The organism is Salinisphaera sp. S4-8, from assembly GCF_040361235.1.
Classification (GTDB): domain Bacteria; phylum Pseudomonadota; class Gammaproteobacteria; order Nevskiales; family Salinisphaeraceae; genus Salinisphaera.
In genome coordinates, this window is record NZ_APNF01000003.1 from 207,501 (window position 1) to 224,766 (window position 17,266).

At 63.3% G+C, this 17,266-nt stretch carries 16 protein-coding genes and 2 pseudogenes (1 of these 18 running past the window's edge); 5 read left to right on the top strand and 13 right to left on the bottom strand.

Going from position 1 to position 17,266, the window contains the following annotated elements:
• On the bottom strand, positions 1–684 hold the 5' portion of the coding sequence (tyrS, locus tag S4A8_RS06075) for a tyrosine--tRNA ligase (protein ID WP_353219450.1). The gene continues 525 nt to the left of window position 1, outside the view; 684 of the gene's 1,209 nt are visible here — the first part of the coding sequence; the start codon lies at positions 682–684; the stop codon falls past the left edge of the window.
• 169 nt (positions 685–853) lie between these two features.
• On the opposite strand from tyrS, the gene S4A8_RS06080 reads away from it, so the two are divergent.
• Entirely contained in the window at positions 854–2,485 is a 1,632-nt protein-coding gene (locus tag S4A8_RS06080; RefSeq protein WP_353179164.1) for an OapA family protein, read from the top strand.
• A 110-nt stretch (positions 2,486–2,595) separates the two neighbouring features.
• Positions 2,596–3,747: an anhydro-N-acetylmuramic acid kinase gene (locus tag S4A8_RS06085; protein WP_353219451.1), complete on the top strand. Its 1,152-nt coding sequence runs from the start codon at positions 2,596–2,598 to the stop codon at positions 3,745–3,747.
• 299 nt (positions 3,748–4,046) lie between these two features.
• On the opposite strand, the pseudogene S4A8_RS06090 reads toward S4A8_RS06085, so the two are convergent.
• From S4A8_RS06090 to argC, 4 genes and pseudogenes are all read right to left on the bottom strand, one after another.
• Positions 4,047–4,115, bottom strand: a pseudogene (locus S4A8_RS06090) (iron-sulfur cluster insertion protein ErpA); the annotation flags it as partial.
• Positions 4,116–4,215: 100 nt separating this feature from the next.
• Positions 4,216–4,284: pseudogene (locus tag S4A8_RS06095) on the bottom strand (iron-sulfur cluster insertion protein ErpA); the annotation flags it as partial.
• 102 nt (positions 4,285–4,386) lie between these two features.
• Complete coding sequence (gene erpA, locus S4A8_RS06100; RefSeq protein ID WP_353177346.1) at positions 4,387–4,749, bottom strand: iron-sulfur cluster insertion protein ErpA; 363 nt, start codon at positions 4,747–4,749, stop codon at positions 4,387–4,389.
• A gap of 105 nt (positions 4,750–4,854) precedes the next feature.
• Positions 4,855–5,895, bottom strand: a complete 1,041-nt coding sequence (gene argC / locus S4A8_RS06105; RefSeq protein ID WP_353219452.1) for an N-acetyl-gamma-glutamyl-phosphate reductase — start codon at positions 5,893–5,895, stop codon at positions 4,855–4,857.
• Between the two features lie 132 nt (positions 5,896–6,027).
• Between argC and S4A8_RS06110 the strand changes: the two genes are divergently transcribed.
• A complete protein-coding gene (locus tag S4A8_RS06110; RefSeq protein ID WP_353177350.1) occupies positions 6,028–7,803 on the top strand; it encodes a chloride channel protein in 1,776 nt (591 codons plus the stop codon).
• An 84-nt stretch (positions 7,804–7,887) separates the two neighbouring features.
• A complete protein-coding gene (locus S4A8_RS06115; RefSeq protein ID WP_353177352.1) occupies positions 7,888–8,313 on the top strand; it encodes a CopD family protein in 426 nt (141 codons plus the stop codon).
• 78 nt (positions 8,314–8,391) lie between these two features.
• Here S4A8_RS06115 and bfr read toward each other — a convergent pair whose 3' ends face one another.
• From bfr to S4A8_RS06130, 3 genes are all read right to left on the bottom strand, one after another.
• Positions 8,392–8,892, bottom strand: coding sequence for a bacterioferritin (gene bfr, locus S4A8_RS06120; RefSeq protein WP_353177353.1), 501 nt, complete (start codon positions 8,890–8,892; stop codon positions 8,392–8,394).
• A gap of 137 nt (positions 8,893–9,029) precedes the next feature.
• Positions 9,030–9,260 carry a (2Fe-2S)-binding protein gene (locus S4A8_RS06125; protein WP_353177354.1) on the bottom strand — a complete coding sequence of 77 codons (231 nt, stop codon included), beginning with the start codon at positions 9,258–9,260 and terminating at the stop codon, positions 9,030–9,032.
• Positions 9,261–9,425: 165 nt separating this feature from the next.
• Positions 9,426–9,902, bottom strand: coding sequence for an RNA pyrophosphohydrolase (locus tag S4A8_RS06130; protein WP_353177356.1), 477 nt, complete (start codon positions 9,900–9,902; stop codon positions 9,426–9,428).
• Between the two features lie 73 nt (positions 9,903–9,975).
• Here S4A8_RS06130 and S4A8_RS06135 point away from each other — a divergent pair, with 73 nt between their 5' ends.
• Positions 9,976–10,665 (top strand): histidinol-phosphatase, encoded by a 690-nt coding sequence (locus S4A8_RS06135; protein WP_353219453.1) that lies wholly within the window; start codon positions 9,976–9,978, stop codon positions 10,663–10,665.
• 436 nt (positions 10,666–11,101) lie between these two features.
• Here the strand turns inward: S4A8_RS06135 and S4A8_RS06140 are convergent, their stop codons facing one another.
• The 5 genes from S4A8_RS06140 to S4A8_RS06160 form a co-directional block, all read right to left on the bottom strand.
• Positions 11,102–11,911, bottom strand: coding sequence for an inositol monophosphatase family protein (locus S4A8_RS06140; protein ID WP_353219580.1), 810 nt, complete (start codon positions 11,909–11,911; stop codon positions 11,102–11,104).
• Between the two features lie 43 nt (positions 11,912–11,954).
• Positions 11,955–12,842, bottom strand: coding sequence for a regulatory signaling modulator protein AmpE (gene ampE, locus S4A8_RS06145; protein WP_353219454.1), 888 nt, complete (start codon positions 12,840–12,842; stop codon positions 11,955–11,957).
• A complete protein-coding gene (gene ampD, locus S4A8_RS06150; protein ID WP_353219455.1) occupies positions 12,833–13,396 on the bottom strand; it encodes a 1,6-anhydro-N-acetylmuramyl-L-alanine amidase AmpD in 564 nt (187 codons plus the stop codon). The genes ampE and ampD overlap by 10 nt, the downstream gene beginning before the upstream one ends.
• A gap of 4 nt (positions 13,397–13,400) precedes the next feature.
• The gene (locus S4A8_RS06155; protein ID WP_353219456.1) at positions 13,401–15,317 is read right to left on the bottom strand and encodes an Lnb N-terminal periplasmic domain-containing protein; all 1,917 of its coding nucleotides are present in this window, start codon (positions 15,315–15,317) and stop codon (positions 13,401–13,403) included.
• 65 nt (positions 15,318–15,382) lie between these two features.
• Positions 15,383–17,257: an OPT family oligopeptide transporter gene (locus tag S4A8_RS06160; RefSeq protein WP_353219457.1), complete on the bottom strand. Its 1,875-nt coding sequence runs from the start codon at positions 17,255–17,257 to the stop codon at positions 15,383–15,385.
• Positions 17,258–17,266: the final 9 nt, after the last annotated feature.

The window sequence follows — 17,266 nt, forward strand, 5'->3', positions numbered from 1 at the left end:
CATCTTGTTGACGCCGTCGAGCCCTTCGAGCAGCGGCATGGTCAGAACGGCCTGCGGCTTCTGCCCGTATACCTGCTGCAGATGGCGCCCCATGAGCAGGTTGAACTTCTGGTCGGTCCCGCCAAGCTCCACATCCGCTTCGAGCGCTACGGAGTCGTAGCCCTGGATCAGTGGATAGAGAAACTCATGAATGGCGATCGACTCGTTTGCCTTGTAGCGCTTGTTGAAGTCGTCGCGCTCAAGCATGCGTGCCACTGTATGTGTCGAGGCGAGCTTGATCATGTCGGCACTCGTGAGCTGGTTCAGCCACGTCGAGTTGAGCACCACACGGGTGCGCTCGGCATCGAGCACCTTGTATATCTGGGCTTCGTAGGTTGCCGCATTCTCGGCGACCTGCGCTTCATCGAGCGGCTTGCGGGTGACGTTCTTGCCGGTGGGATCACCGATACGGCCGGTGAAGTCGCCGATCAGAAACACCACATCGTGGCCCAAATCCTGGAACGTACGCATCTTGTTGAGCAGCACGGTATGCCCCAGATGCAGATCCGGCGCGGTCGGGTCGAAGCCGGCTTTGATCACGAGACGCTCCCCCGCCTGTGTTGCCTGCTCGAGGCGTGTACGAAACGCCTCCTCGGGAATGATCTCGTCACAACCCCGACAAATTTCGGCCCATATATCCTGCATCGACGAACGACTCCCTGGCGCGATCTACACTGGTTCGGCCGCTCAGTCTAGCGGTTTCGGACTTGGCAAGCATCCAGCTTTATGCTTTTCTATCCGGATAACTGCGGGCAGTAAAGAGGGGTGCCCGCGGCAAATCCCCACTTTCCCAGCACGGCTCGGCGTCATTTATATGGGCAAGATCGATACGGACTACCTGTGGCTGCACGAACAGCCCCAACCGCCGAGCTCGCGCCTTCGCCGCCTGGCCCTGATTCTCGTCGTGCCACTTATCGGTGGTGCCGCCTGGCTGACGGCCAGCCCACAGACCCTGCTCGTTGACGACCGCGAGCCGCAAGGCGTCGAGACGCGAGACAACGGCGACAACGACATGGCCGCAGCCGATGTCGATGCATCGATCGGCCCGGGCCGCACGCAGGTATCGCAGGCGCTGCGTTCCGACAATGCAAGCGGACTGTCGCAGGACGACCTCGCGCTCAGCGACGATGATGCCAATGCCCTTGAGGTGCCGGTCGCGCCAATCGACCCCGATCGCGCAGCAACCGACACCGGCGATATCGACGCCACAACTGGCCTGGCGGATATTGTCGACACGGGTGTCGTACAAGATAAAGCACAACAACATGACAATGCCGCCATCGCCACGCCGCGGGACAGCGGCCCGCGCTGGCACGATGTGACCATCCGCAAGGGCGACACGCTCTCGATCGCGTTCAGCCGCAACGAATTGTCGTATGCCGACTCGCTGGCGATCGCGCATATGAAGGAGCACGGCAAGCGCTTTACCCGCGGGCTGCGGGCCGGCGACACGATGCGGGTCAAGGCCGATGCCGATGGCCACGTACTCGCGCTGGATTTCCCTGTCGATCCGCTGCACACCTTGCAGGTTCGCCCGCAGGGCAACGGCTTTCGCGGCGAAATGGCGCTGGCCGATGTCGAGCATCGCAATGCCTTCGCCAGCGGCATCATCGACACCAGCTTTTATGTCGATGCGCTGGAGGCCGGCCTGTCGGACCGCCAGATCATGAAGCTGGTCGAAATCTTCGGCTGGGATATCGATTTCGCCTTCGACACCCGGCCCGGTGACCGTTTCGTGGTCGTCTACGACGAGCTTTACAAGGACGGCGACAAGATCGCCAACGGCGATATCCTGGCGGCCTCGTTCATCAACCGTGGCCGCGACGTACGCGCCGTGCGTTATGCCGAAGCCGGCGATGACCAGGGCACGGTCTATTACTCCCCCGACGGGCGCGCGATGAAGAAAGCCTTTATTCGTACCCCGGTGGATTACACCCGTATCAGCTCGGGTTTCAATCTGTCGCGCAACCACCCCATTCTCAATCGCATTCGTCGCCACGAGGGCACCGACTACGCCGCACCCAGCGGCACGCCGATCAAGGCCACCGGCAATGGCCGTATCGTCTTCCGTGGTCGACGCGGCGGCTACGGCAACATGATCATCGTGCGCCACGACTCGCATCTTTCCACCCGCTATGGCCACATGTCGCGCTTCGCCAGCGGCTTCGGTGTCGGCAGCAAGGTCAAGCAGGGCGACGTCATCGGCTATGTCGGCATGAGCGGCCTGGCCACCGGCCCGCACCTGCACTATGAATTCCGCGTCGACGGCAATCCCAAGGACCCGGAACGCGTCGATCTGCCCAAGGCGCTGCCCCTGCCTGGCGAGTACATGGCCGATTTTCGCAAACACTCGGCGCCACTGCTCACGCAGCTGGACACGCTCACCGAAACCGAGATCGCAAGCGCCGGTACGAGCGGTAACAACGAGCCGAACTCGGCCAACTGACAGCAAAGCCCGGTCGTGTCTGGCAGGATGCAGACTCCGCCTGCCAGCGCACGCAGCCGACGCTGCGATGCTTGCAGCAGCCATCCGCCATCCCATCGCGACGCGCTGATATGAACGACGCCCGCTACTATATCGGCCTGATGTCGGGCACGAGCGTAGACGCCGCGGATGCCGCGGTCGTGCGCTTCGATGCCGCCGGCAATCGGCCGCAGATCCTGGCGACGCATGCGGAGCCACCCGAAGCCGGACTGCGCGACGACCTGCTTCATCTGTCGCAACAGGTCGCCGGCGTGTCGTTATCTAAATTCGGCGAACTGGATCAGCGCGTGGGCGAATGGTTCGCGCGGGCGGCGATTGCCGTGATGGACAAAGCGCAGGTCGGCGCCGACCAGATCGACGCAATCGGCAGCCACGGCCAGACCGTGCGCCACGAGCCCGACGCCCGCTACCCCTTCAGCCTCCAGCTCGGCTCGCCCAGCCGTATCGCGGCGCGTACCGGCTGTCGCGTCGTCGGGGATTTTCGCAACAGCGATATCGCCATCGGCGGCCAGGGCGCGCCGCTCGTGCCCGCCTTTCATCGCAGCGTGTTCGCCAATGCCCAGCGCCACCGCGTAGTCGTCAATATTGGCGGCATCGCCAATGTCACGGTGCTGCCCAGCCAGTCGGTCGACGACCCGCATGCGGTCACCGGCCTGGATACCGGCCCGGGCAATGCGCTCATGGATGCCTGGACCGCTGCCCATCTCAAACGGCATTACGATGCCGACGGGCGCTGGGCCGCCAGTGGCCGCGTCAACGATACGCTGCTCGCACACATGATGGCCGACCGCTATTTCGCCCGCCCCGCACCCAAGAGCACCGGTCGCGAATATTTCAACCTCGACTGGTTGCGCGCCCAGATCGACAGCCTGGCCAGTCGACCCATTCCGGCCGACGTTCAGGCCACGCTCTGCGAATTCACCGCGCGTAGCGTCGCCCAGGCCATCGACGAATACGGCCCCGGCGACGAAGAAGTGCTCATCTGTGGCGGCGGCGCACACAACAGCGAACTCTATCGCCGCCTGGCTCAATTGCTCGCGCCACGCGAACTGGCCGTTACCGACCGCTACGATGTCGACGCCGACTGGGTCGAAGCCGTGGCCTTCGCGTGGCTGGCCATGCGCACCGTCAATGGCTTGAGCGGCAACGTGCCCGGCGTGACCGGCGCAAGCGCCCCCGTGGCGCTCGGCGGAATCTACCAGGCCGCCCTGCTGGATAACTGACAGCAAGCACGCGCGTCTCTTCTGTCGTCAGCCGCCCCGCGCCATACGGGCGTTTGCATAGCAAAATCTGCCGTCTTGTCGTGCAACGCTGATTCGTCCGCGACGAAATCGCTTCCTGCAGCGGGTCGCTCAAACAGCGAAAGCCTTACCCAGCCGCAGGTGGTCGTCGCATTGGGATTGCGGATCACGAACTGCGCCGCGCTGCGCGCGGGTTTTGCTTACGCAAAACGTTCGCATCTTTGTGCCCCCCATTCGCCTGCGGCGAATCGCCCCTCACGAGGGGCAAGGCGCGCTTTGGTTTAAACAGCGAAGGAGTTGCCGCAACCGCAGGTGGTCGTTGCGTTGGGATTGCGGATCACGAACTGCGCCGCGCTGCGCGCGGGTTTTGCTAGCGCAAAACGTTCGCATCTTTGTGCCCCCCATTCGCCTGCGGCGACACCCCTCACGAGGGGCAAGGCGCGCTGAGGTTCAAACAGCGAAGGAGTTACCGCAGCCGCAGGTGGTCGTCGCATTGGGATTGCGGATCACGAACTGCGCCGCGCTGCGCGCGGGTTTTGCTAGCGCAAAACGTTCGCATCTTTGTGCACCCCATTCGCCTGCGGCGAATTGCCCCTCACGAGGGGCAAGGCGCGCAGAGGTTCAAACGGCGAAGGAGTTACCGCAGCCGCAGGTGGTCGTCGCATTGGGATTGCGGATCACGAACTGCGCGCCTTCTACCCCATCCGAAAAATCGATTTCGGCGCCGGAAAGGTAGAGCACGCTCATCGGATCGACGAGCAGGGTCACGCCCTGTTTTTCAATGAGCGTGTCACCGTCCTCGACGTTCTCGTCGAAGGTGAAGCCGTATTGAAAGCCCGAGCAGCCGCCACCGGAGACGAATACGCGCAACTTGAGCGCGTCATTGTCCTCGTCTTCGAGCAGTTCCTTGACCTTGATCGCCGCGGCATCGGTAAACACCAGCGCGGACTGGTCTTCTTCCATGGCGTGTGTGGCGGTACTCATAAGCGTTCTATTTCCGTTGAACGGATGGTTCCTATCATATGACATCGGTGCAAGCTCGGGCTATTCAAGCCCTACCGATGAATTAGGCGCGCTGCGGGCCTTACCCTAGGGCAGCGCACCCGGCACCGCGAGCCCGCAGGTTTCGTCGGCGCCGATCATGAGATTGAAGCACTGCACGGCCTGACCGGCTGCGCCCTTGACCAGATTGTCGATCACCGACAACACGACCACGGTATCGCCGTCGCCAGGCCGATGCACGGCCATGCGGCACATATTGGCGCCGCGTACGTGCCGTGTTTCCGGCATCGCGCCGGCCGGCAGAACATCCACGAACGGTTCGTCGGCATAGGCGCGTTCATACACTGCCTGCAGGTCGTGGCCCTGCGCGGCGAGCTGGGCATAAAGCGTGGCATGAATACCGCGGATCATCGGTACCAGATGCGGCACGAAGGTCAGACCGACGTTGCCACCGGCCAGCGCTGCCAGCGACTGGCGGATTTCCGGCAGATGCCGATGCCCGGCCACGCCATAGGCCTTGAACGATTCCTGCATTTCGGCGAACAGAAAACCGGGCTTGAGCGATTTGCCCGCCCCGGACACGCCGGTCTTGGCATCGGCGATCAGCCGCTCGACATCGACCAGCCCGGCTTCCACCAGCGGCTTGAACCCCAGAACGATCGCCGTGGGATAGCAGCCCGGCGCAGCCACCAGATTCGCATCGGCGATGGCTGCGCGGTTGAGCTCGGGCATGCCGTAAACCGCGCGTTCGATCAATTCCGGGCAGGCATGCTCGACGCCATACCAGGCGCTCCATTCCTCGACATCCTTGAGCCGGAAGTCCGCGGACAGGTCGATCACGCGCTTGCCGGCATCCAGCAACGCCGGCACATCATGCATGGCCGCTGCATGCGGCGTGGCAAAGAACACGATGTCGCAATTGGCAAACGCGTGGTCATCCGGGGCCACGAAGTCGAGATCGATCACGCCGCGCAACTGCGGATAGACATCGGCGACTGGCGTGCCGGCATCGCCACGCGACGTCACCGCGACCACTTCGGCATTCGGATGCGCGCTGAGCAGGCGCAGCAGTTCGGCCCCGGCATAGCCGGTACCGCCGACGATTGCGATGCGTTGTTTCTCGGTCATGATGTTTGCTGAAATAAGCCGCGAAACCGCGCATAATAACGCGCATGTCGCAGCCCTGCGCGCTCGCGACCCAATCCTGGTTTCTCGCCACCCGGAAATACGAGCTCTTGCACGTACGCCCACGATCGATCCATGGCCGCTGAACGCTCGCTGCGCCGTTCGCTGCGCGAAGCCTGGCAGGGTCGTATGGACTCGATGCGCCAGCATCTCGCGGATGTCGAGAACACCCCCGGGCTAAGCCTGCTGTGTTTGCTCGGCGCGGCCACCGGCGCGCTCTGCGGTCTGGTGATTCTGGCGCTACATACCGGCATTCACTTGCTGCAGGATCCGTTGTTCGAATTATTCGGTGCCAGTGCCGGCGCGTTCACCGAAACCAGCGTGGCCTTCCGGGTGGCGGTACCGCTGATCGGCGCGCTCTTACTCGGGCTGATCGTTGAGTGGGTGCTCAAATCCGCCGAATACGGCATCGTGCATATCATCGAACGACTGGTCTATTACCAGGGCGTATTGCCGGTGAAGTCGGCACTGGCCGAGTTCACCATGTCGGTACTGGCGCTGACCACGGGCCAGTCCGTCGGCCGCGAAGGCGTGGCTGCGCATACGGGCGCGACCACCGGCAGCTGGCTCGGGCGCCGACTGGATCTACCCAACAACAGCGTACGCACCCTGGTGGGCTGTGGTGCGGCCGCGGGTATCGCGGCCTCGTTCAATACGCCGCTGGCGGCGGTGATCTTCGCCATGGAAGTGGTGATGATGGAATACACCATCGCCGGCTTCGCACCCATCATTCTGGCCGCCGTTTCCGGCTCGCTGGTGACGTTTACGCTTACCGACGTCCACCCGCGGCTAATGGCCGAATACTCCGGCTTTTCGCCGGTGGAACTGCCCTATCTCGCGCTCGTGGGCGCGTTGCTGGGCGTGGCCGGTGCCGGGTTCACCCGTCTTTGCGGCGCGCTCGTGCCGATACTGGCCAAGGTGCGTATCAGCCTGCGCATCGCGCTGGCAGGCCTGGTGACCGGGCTACTGGCGATTCAGTTCCCCCAGATCATGGGCCTGGGTTTCGATACCGTGAACAGCTCGCTGGCCGGCCACTATGCGGTCACCATGGCGCTGGGTATCGGCGTGGCGAAACTGCTGGCCACCAGTTTCGCCACCGCCGCCGCGGTTCCCGGTGGCGTGATTCTGCCCACCTTCGTGATCGGCTCTGCGCTGGGCAGCGCGCTCGGTACTGCCGGCGCGCTGATTCTGCCCGGCCATGCCACCGATGCCGGCCTGTATGCGCTGCTGGGCATCGGCGCCATGATGGGCGCGGTTCTGCAGGCCCCGTTATCGGCGCTGGTGGTGATTCTGGAGCTCTCCGGCCAGACCGGGCTGGTGTTGCCGGGCATGCTGGTGGTGATTGCCGCACTCGTGGTATCACGCCGTATTTCGGTATCGGAATCGCTGTTTCGCCTGCTGCTGCGCCGGCGCGGGCTGGACTATCGCAACGACCCGATCTCGCAGTATCTGCGGCGCGCCAGCGTGCTGTCGGCGATGAACCGACGCTTTCGTATCGTGGAACCCAAGATCGACCGCGCCGCGCTCGACGAGATTCTGGAAAACAAGATCGACTGGCTGCTGATTCGCTCAAGCGAGCATCGCGCCAGCCTGATGCGCCCGAGCGATGTGGCGCGTTTTCTCAATCAGGAAGAAAACGCGCACCTCGAAGAGATCGATCTGTACAAGATTCCGGGCAAACGCATGGATGCCTACTCCATTCACGTGCGCGCCAGCCTTCAGGAAGCCTTTGATATGGTCAATCGCAACGAGGCCGAGGCACTGATCGTCGAACGCAACGTCGTCGGCAGCAACGCCATTACCTATGGCGTGCTCACGCGCGAGGCCATCGACGGTACCTATCGGCCCTAGCGTGCATCCGCGACGTCGCCCGAGCCCTACCATTTCCCAAGTCCAAACCTAGAGCCGAACCCGGCTTTTCTACAGGAGTTTCGAATGCTGTTATGGGTCAAGGCCTTCCACGTGATCTTCATGGTGACCTGGTTTGCCGGTCTGTTCTATCTGCCGCGTATCTTCGTCTATCACGCCGATACGAGCGACGAGGTCGGGCATGCGCGTTTCTGCACCATGGAAAAACGCCTGGGCATACTCATGTCCATCGGCGCGGCCCTGACCATCCTGTTCGGGGTCTGGCTGCTCGTGGCCTATGGCAGCGCCTGGATGGCAGCCAACGGCTGGATCCACGCCAAGCTGCTGTTTGTGCTGGGGCTAATCGGCTTTCATGGCTGGTGCCAGATCCAGGTCAAGAAATTCCGTGAAGGCCGCAATACCGGCAGTTCCGGGTATTTTCGCCTGATGAACGAAATCCCGTCGGTGTTTCTTGTGGTGATCGTGATCCTGGCGATCGTCAAACCCTTCTGACACCACCACAACGCGCAGACACAAAAAAGCCCGCCGACAACCGCCGGCGGGCTTTTTCATGCGCCGCAGCGCCAGCGGCTATTCGCCAGCGTCGGGCGTCTGGTTGATGTCCACACCAATCTGCGACTGGTTGTAGTTCTGCTCGCCCATGTGCTTGATCATGTCGAGCTGGGTTTCGATGAAGTCGATATGCTCTTCTTCATCGGCCAGGATCTCGGCGAACAGTTCACGGGTGACGTAATCACCGGCCTGTTCGCAGTAGGTGATCGCTTCCTTGTAGTACGCATGGCCTTCGTATTCGGCGGCCAGGTCGCACTCGAGCATTTCCTTGGGGTTTTCGCCGATACGCAGCTTGCCCAGATCCTGCAGGTTCGGCAGGCCGTTGAGGAACAGGATGCGCTTGATGAAGCGATCCGCGTGCTGCATTTCCTCGATCGACTCCTGGTATTCCTTCTTGCCGATCTCGAAGAAACCCATGTCCTCGTACATACGGGCATGCAGGAAATACTGGTTGATCGCGGTCAGCTCAAGCTTGAGCGACTTCTGCAGATACTCGATGACTTTGGGGTCGCCTTTCATGGCTCTTCCTGTACGTTGGGCCGATAAACTGGTCGACAAGCTTAGCCGACCCGGCCACGCCGTACAATCAAGGCATTCGCGCAACGCCGACACCGCCTACGCATGACGTACCTGCGAGGCAGGCCCACCCGCCGTGGCTAACCGGTTGCCGCCAGGGGTTCGGCCTGGGCAATCACCCGAATGGGCGCCGCACGGCGTTGGTGCTGCTGGTGACATTCGTTGAGCAGATCGCGCGCGCATTGCGCACAGCGACCACAACAGCCAGCCACGCCCAGACGCTTGCGCAATTCGCGCATGCTACACGCGCCTTCGCCGTAGGCATCGCGAATCTGGCAGTCGGTTACCGCGTTACAAACACAAACGTACATGGGCTACCTCCGACGTGTAGTAAAACGCGAATGAGAATGAGTGTCAATCACCGCGTTTATTACAGCGCACACTGACAATGTCAGTCTGCACTGTTAACGTCGAACATGCACACACGCTCCTGGCCCGCGCCGAACAGCGCAGACCGGAGGCCGGAAATACGGCGATTACTGAGTCTTTAGGCAGCGGGAGAGTTCATCCAGCGCCAAGCGGTAAACCTGGCGCTTGAAGAACACCACCTCATCGATCGGCTGCCAGTAGTCGACCCAGCGGTAACCGTCGAACTCGGGCTTGTCGCAAGCGTCGAAGCGCACGCAGGACTCCGGAGCGATGAGCTCAAGCATGAACCATTTCTGTTTCTGGCCGATGCATAACGGCTGACGATTACGGCGCACATACCGCTTGGGCAGGCGATAGCGCAGCCATCGGCGGGTCGAGCCGATCATGCGGACGTGCTCGGGCCGCAGCCCGACTTCTTCTTCGAGTTCGCGGAATAAAGCCTGCTGGGCATTCTCGCCGGCATGAATCCCGCCCTGGGGAAACTGCCAGGATTGCTGGCCGATACGTTTGGCCCAGAACACCTGGCCGCGCTGATTGCTTAAGATGATGCCGACGTTGGCCCGAAAACCCTGCGCATCAATCACGACTACGCCCTCGGTATAAATACCCAATTGATTCTTTCATAAATCGGTCAAAAACGAAAAAAGGCATTTCACTTTGCAACTGACGCTATTCGATCTCGACAATACCCTGCTCGCCGACGACAGCGATTACCTGTGGGGGCGCTTCCTGGTGGACGAAGGGGTGGTCGACGCAGAGCACTACGCCCGTGAAAACGAGCGTTTTCATGCCCAGTACCAAGAGGGTAATCTCGATATCCACGCCTATCAGCGCTTCGCGCTCGCGCCGCTGCGTACCCATTCGCTGGATACCATGCATGCGCTACGCGCCGATTATGTCGAGCGCATCATTCGTCCGCGCGTCGCGCGGCATACACCGGCACTGCTCGACTATCATCGCCAACGCGGTGACACGATTGCCATTATTACCGCCACCAACCGCTTCATCACCGAGCCGATCGCCACGCTGCTGGGTATCGATACGCTCATCGCCACCGATCCCGAGATCGTCGACGGCGTCTATACCGGCGAAATCGCCGGCGTGCCCTGCTTTCAGGCCGGCAAGATCGAACGCGCCAAGGCGTGGGTCGCCCACCAGGCCGAGACCTTCGAGCGAGTGAACTTCTATTCCGATTCGCTCAACGATCTGCCGCTGCTGCGCTGGGCCGATCGCGCCATCGCGGTCGATCCGGACGACACCCTGGCCGCGGCCGCGCGCGAGGCCGGCTGGCCAATCATCAGCCTACGCGGCGAGCAACCGCCCTTTCAGCTATCGCCTACCGAGTAGGCCACCCCGGCGCATGTTGATCCGCCAACGCAAGTGACGGGTGGTTGGCCATTGCGGTCAGCCCCTTTTCGGGCAGCAACAAGCACACGGGCGGGTCCGGAAAGGCATTCGTCCGCGAATGAACGCAAATAAACGCAAATGAAGGCCGTTGCAGCTGTGAGTCAGCGCTATCGATGACCGTATTGAAAGCGGTGTTATTACGCGATACCCATTGAGTAGGCACTTCTTAATTCGCGTTTATTTGCGTTCATTTGCGGACCCCATCCTTCGTTTTCCGGCTAGAGGCGGCCGCGCCGAATCGCCTGATCGATCGTCAATTCGTCCGTGAGTCTCGGCGTCGATACATCCTTCAGGCAACCTGCTTCATGCGCGCCGCTTCGCGTTCATTTGCGGAACGGACCTTTGTCTTGCGGCGTAAGCGTAACGCCCCGCTGCCCTAACCCGCCGGCGCGTCGCGGGCCTCGTCCCAGCCGGCGACATAGGGCGCGATGGCATCGCGCAGCTTGCCGTTGGTCGCGAATACGCTGCGTGTGAGCAGGTCGATCGCGCCGCCGCCCAGTTCGGTGATATCGCCCCCGGCCTCTCGCAGAATGACCGTGAGTGCCGCGATATCGAGGATATTCAGATCGGATTCGAGGATCGCATCGATCCGGCCCGAAGCCAGCAGGTGGTAATGATAGAAATCACCGTAGCCACGGATGCGATGCACCTGGCCGATCAACTTGCCGACCGGCGCCCAGGCCGGGGATGCCGCCAGCGAGGCGATATTGCCCAGCGACAGGCTGGTCTTGGCCAGCGTATCGACATCCGAGGTGTGTATCGGCTCGCCGTTGAGCGTCGCCCCCAGCCCCTTGGCCGCACAGGCCATTTCGCCGCCGTTGAACAGCGGTGCGTTGGAGACGCCCACTATTAACTCATCTTGGGGCTCGCCCTTTTTCAATAGCGCGATCTGGGTGGAAAAGAACGGATAGCCGCGCACGAAGCTCTTGGTGCCGTCGATCGGGTCGATCAGCCAGACATAGTCGGCATCGGCCTGTTCGCGGCCCAGCTCTTCGCCCTGAAACCCGTGATCGGGGAATGCCTCGGACAATACCGCCTTGATCGCGCGCTCGCATTCGATGTCGGCGATGGTCACCGGGCTGGCATCGGCCTTGTGCTCGACTTCGAAGTCGCCGTGGTAATAGCGGCGGATAATCGTCTCGGCGGCGCGGGCGGCCTCGACGGCCTTGTCGAGAAACGGCTGCAGATCGGTCAAAACGGCGTCCTGGTTCGAGGCTGGGGCGCCGATGCTAGCGCAATATGCCGAAGATGGTCAGCAGCGCCAGAATCGCCAGCATGACCAACAGCGCCCGCCAAATCAGCCCCAGGGCTTCGAGCAGGGTATCGTCCAGCCCGCGGCCGTAGCGTGTTTCGGCCTTCGGCCCCGCCAATCCGATCGCGCCACGCCCGACCGCGGCCAACAGGCGCCAGCTGGCCGATGCGCTGGCATGGGTGGTCGCACGCGCCGATGGCCAGGCGCTGATCGCGCTGCGGGTCGCGCCCACCAGCGCATACACCAACACGGTCAGGCGCGCGGGAATCCAGGCCGCCAGCCCGTGTACGTATTCGGCCGTGCGCTGCATGGCCCGGGAGGCGCTGCCCCGTGCTGCCAGCGCCGGCAGTTCGCGCACGCTGCGATAGAACAGCGCCCCGGCCGGGCCGGCCACGAAAAACCACAGCAGCACGCCCAGAATGCGTTCATGCCCCTGAACCAGCACCGCGCCCACCACCGTGCGTCCGTGGGTATCGGGCGCGAGGCGGCCGTCCGAGCGCCGGCACAGATCGAGCGTGAGCGCTTCGGCATGGGCGAAATCGCGTTCGTCGCGGGCGCGCACGATGGTATGTACGTCTTCCCAGAGATCGCGCGGGCCGAAGGTGAGCACGAGAATGAACACACCGAACGCCAGCTCGAAACCCAGCCACAGGTATTCGGCGATCGCCCACTGAACGAGCGCGACCACGAGCACCGGCGGCAGAATCACCAGCACCCCGGCCGGATGCTGTAACCAGCGCCGGCCGAGCGCCACGCTTTCGATCAGCGCCACATAGCGGGCAAAGCCATCGGTATCGCGCCAGCGCTTGAGCTGGCCGAGCGCGCGCTCGACGAACAGCGCGATGACGATCATGATCAGATGCATGCCCGCTCCAGCAGGTCGAACAAAAGCGGCCAGTCGAAGGCCGGGCCGGGGTCGGTCTTGCGCTGCGGCGCAATATCACTATGGCCGACGATACGCGCCCGGGTGAGTGCCGGATAAGCCTGCATCAGGGCCGCGCTTACGCCGGCCAGTGCTCGGTACTGGGCAGGCGTATAGGGGCAGTCGTCGGTGCCTTCGAGTTCGATACCCACTGCGAAGTCGTTGACCCGTGCACGCCCGTCGAACATCGACTCGCCGGCATGCCAGGCACGCGCGTCGAAATCCACATACTGGGTCAGCGCGCCCGTGCGTGCGATCAGCAAATGCGCCGACACCCGCAGATGGGCGATCTCGCGGTAGAAGGCATCGCGCGCCACATCCAGCGTGTTGGTAAACAGCGCATCGACCTGCCCCCGGCCGAAATGCCCCGGCGGCAGGGTAATACCGTGCACGACCAGCGTATCCACCACGGTATCCGCCGGGCGCGCATCGTGATTGGGCGAGGCCAGCCAGCGTGCCTGTTCGAGTCGGCCGTTCGCGATCGAATAAGAATGCATTGGGCTAAAAATACGCCTGCAGGCCGATCGTCGCACGCAGCCCGCTATCCAAGGCGGTGTTCTCCCAGCCGAATTCGCTGCGCAAACCCAGATCGCGGCTCAGGTTGAACTGCTGCGCAAAGCGCGCCCAGCGATAATAGCCCGCCTCGCCGGCCACATATTCGAGCGCGCCGGTTTCTGCCTTGAGCTGCAGCCGGCGCGTCGGATAGGCGAGCACGCCGACACTCGCGCCCGCGCCCAGCGCATATCCCGGCGCCAGCGCACTGTTGGCATCCACAGAGCCCAGGCCGAATACATAGCCCAGCAACTCGTCGTCGCCCCAGGCCAGCCCCGGCCCGCCTTGCAGGTAATAACCGAGATTGTTGTCGACATTGTCGAAGACATTAGCCGAGGGGCGCCGGCGCAGCCCGGTATTGACCTGGAAAGACACCGGCTTGAACAGATCGTCGCGCGGCGACAGCGAGACGATATTGAGCAGGGTCAGATCGTCGATACGCAGCTCGCCCTCGTCGGGGTCGATACGCAGGCCCAAGTCGAGAAAGTTGATCTGCGCACCGTCGGTATACCCACCCGGATTGTCGAGCAGATCGTGATAGGCCGGGCGAATCCGCAGGCCCAGCGACAGTTCATCGACTTCGTAGACCGTTTCCGCGGCCACGCGCAGGGTGCGATGCGCCTGATCGGGAGACGTCTCGGGCGTGGGCACCGGCGCAAACGAGGACGGCCGCGCAATCCGGCTGCGCGCCAGCAGGATGGCGTTGGCATGGGCCTGATCGGCCGGCGCGCTGGCCGGATCGCTTTGCAGGCGATAGTAGAGATAGTCGTGAGCGACCTCGAGCACCGCGGCGCGGTCGGCTGGATCGAGCGCGGCCAGTTCCGGGCCGTCCAGGGCCACGTCGTCGGCCGCGACGGCACGTGCGAGCGTGCGCTGGTCAGCGCTGAGCTGATCAGCCTGCCAGCGCAGCGTGGTTTCCAGCGACGGGCGAAAACGCGGCGTGCCCATCAGCCCGGGCACGTCCGCGATCGTGCGAATGGTATCGGCCGGAATCGCATACCAGGAATACTGCTCGGTGAGTTCGAGCTCGGGGCGGGCGACTTCGAGCAGACTCAGCAGCTGGTAGGAGCAGTTCTTGGAGAGAAAGAAATAGGCGAAACGCACGCCGTCCATCTCCCAGAGATGATCGACCAGTCGATTGGTCTGCGCCGCGTTCAAGTTGAGTGGATAGGCCCACACGTCGCGATGCTCGATCCAGGCGTACTGCTTGACCTTCTCGTAGTAGGGAAACAGCCCGAAGATACCGGCATAGCCGCCCGTCAGGCCTTTCCAGGCAAACGCCAGCCCCTGGGCATCGTCGCCGGCCGCTGCGGCGAAATTCACCGCATACGACAACAACTCGGTATTGCGCGCCCGCCGCGAAGAATCGATGCGCAACAGGGTATGGCCGAACATCGACGACGGACTGTTGGGAAAGGCGGTAGGAAAGATCAGGCTCACCTGACGCGGCGCCAGTGCTTCGCGCCAGCGCTGGTATTTCTCGCAATCCGCGCCGCCGAGCGCGTATTCATCCAGACCCAGACGATCGACCAGAAAACGGCGCCGGGCGATGAAGGTACAGGCCGCCGAGCGATCGCGATCGGCTATCTGGCGGTCTTCGACAAACGCAGCCAGCGTCGCGTCCAGTTCCGCAGCCGGGTCACGGCGTCCGTCGGGCGCGAGAAAGAACCAGTCCGTAACCACGGTGCTGTGCACACCCTCGCCGAGCCAGTCGGGCTCATAGTGCAGCAGCGCGCGCCACAGCGGACTCGCGGCCAGGTTTTCGGCCCGCGCCTGGGCCTGTAACTGCGCCAGTCCCGGCGCGGCCTGGGCCGCGCTAGTCGCGAACAATCCGAGAACACACAGCCATCCTGCCCATCGCGTCATAGCGGGTCCGGTCGAAAACAGATGATGCAACACGGCCGGCGCCGTGTACGCGCAATTGTAGAGCGTCAGTCGCGTTGACCGTCGGCCGGTTTCGGCTCGGCCTGGCGCGCCAGGCGCCATAGCCAGACACCCAGGCCGACCATGAGCAAAGCCCCCGGCCAGGCGAGCGGTAGGCCGGGCATATCCAGTGCCAGCACATCACTGCTGCCCGAAAACGCCACCGGCAGCGCGATGAAGATGCCCATCAACGCCTCGCCGGTGATGATACCGGCAGCCGCCAGCAACCCGCGGCCCTCGGGCGCGCCACGGTTACCGGCAAGCCAGGCCACGAAGCCGCCCACGGCGATCGCCATGGACAACGACAACGGCAGATACAGCCCGAGCGCCACCGCCAGTACCGGCATACGAAAACCGCTGCCGCGTTTTTCCAGCAGCGCGTCGAGCGCGAGCGTAGCCAGCGCCAACACGCCGCCACCCACGACCCAGGCCCAGGGCAGCCCACCGTGAAACACGCCGCGCACCACCGCCACCATCAGACTGGCCTGGGGTGCGGGCAGCGCATTCGGATGCGCGGCATCGGACACGCCGATGCCATAAGCGTTGAGCAACAACGACAACACCGGCGAGAGTACGCATACGGCCGCGATCACACCCAGCATCTGGGCGATCTGCTGGGCCGCGGGCGAGGCACCGAGGATCGCGCCCGCCTTGAGATCCTGCATGTTGTCGCCGCCGATCGCGGCTGCACAACAGACCACGGCGCCCACGATGAGCGCGCTGGCCGGACCTGCCTGTTCATCGCCGAATAGCAAGTACAAGCCCAGTGCGGTGATCAGGATGGTGGCAATGGTCACGCCAGAGACGGGGTTGTTGCTTGAGCCGACCAGACCGGCCATATACGCCGCGACCGCGGAAAACAAAAAGGCCGCGCCGAGCATGACCAGGGCGACCAGCACCCCGGCGACCACCGAACCCAGCAGGACGCTATAGAGCGCGCTCATCGGAATCGCAAGCGCGACCAGCAGTCCCAGCAACAACGCCCGCGGCAAGTCCTTTTCGCTGGGCAACACGGTATCGCTGGTTTGCTTGAACGCCCCGAACAACTGGCCGCGCAATGTCCACAAGGCGGCCAGCCCGCCCACCAGCATCGCACCCACGCCCAGATAGCGAATCTGATCGCTCCAGATCTGTTGTGCGCCGGCCACGCCGGCCGGCACATCGACGCCGCCAAAGGCCATGACCGCCGGAATCGCGACCCACCATGCGAACAGGCCGCCGATGAGAATGGGCAAGGCGATATTGATACCCACGATATAGCCCACCGCGAGCAAGGCCGGGGACAGATAGCTGCCCACATAAAGGCTGCTGTTCTGGCCGATGGCAACCGCCGTATCCACCGTGCCCTGCCACAGCCGCAGGCCGCTATCGCCGAGCTTGGCGATCGCGCCGAGCGCGGCGCCGCTCAAAAGCGTACCGATCCCCGCGGCCGCGGTGCCGCCGTAGCCGGCCTTGAGTACCGCCGCAGTGGCCTGACCTTCCGGAAAGGCCAACGACGAATCGTCGACCAGCGCGCGCCGCAACGGCACCGTCATGAGCACGCCCAGCAGGCCGCCCACGCCGGCGATCAGCAAGGTCTGAAAATAGGGAAAATCGCTCCAGTAGCCGAGCATGACCAGCGCCGGCAGGGTGAAGATCACGCCGGCCGCGATGGCCTCGCCCGCGCTCGCCGCAGTCTGCACGATGTTGTTCTCGAGCACGTTGGCATCGGCAAACAGGCGCAGAATACCCAGCGACAGCACCGCGGCGGGGATCGACGCCGACACCGTCAGCCCGGCAAACAAACCCAGATAGGCATTCGCCGCCGAAAGCACGATCGCCAGCAACAGACCCAGTACCACGGCCCGCGGGGTCAGCTGACGGCGACTATGGGGCGCACTCATCAGACTCAT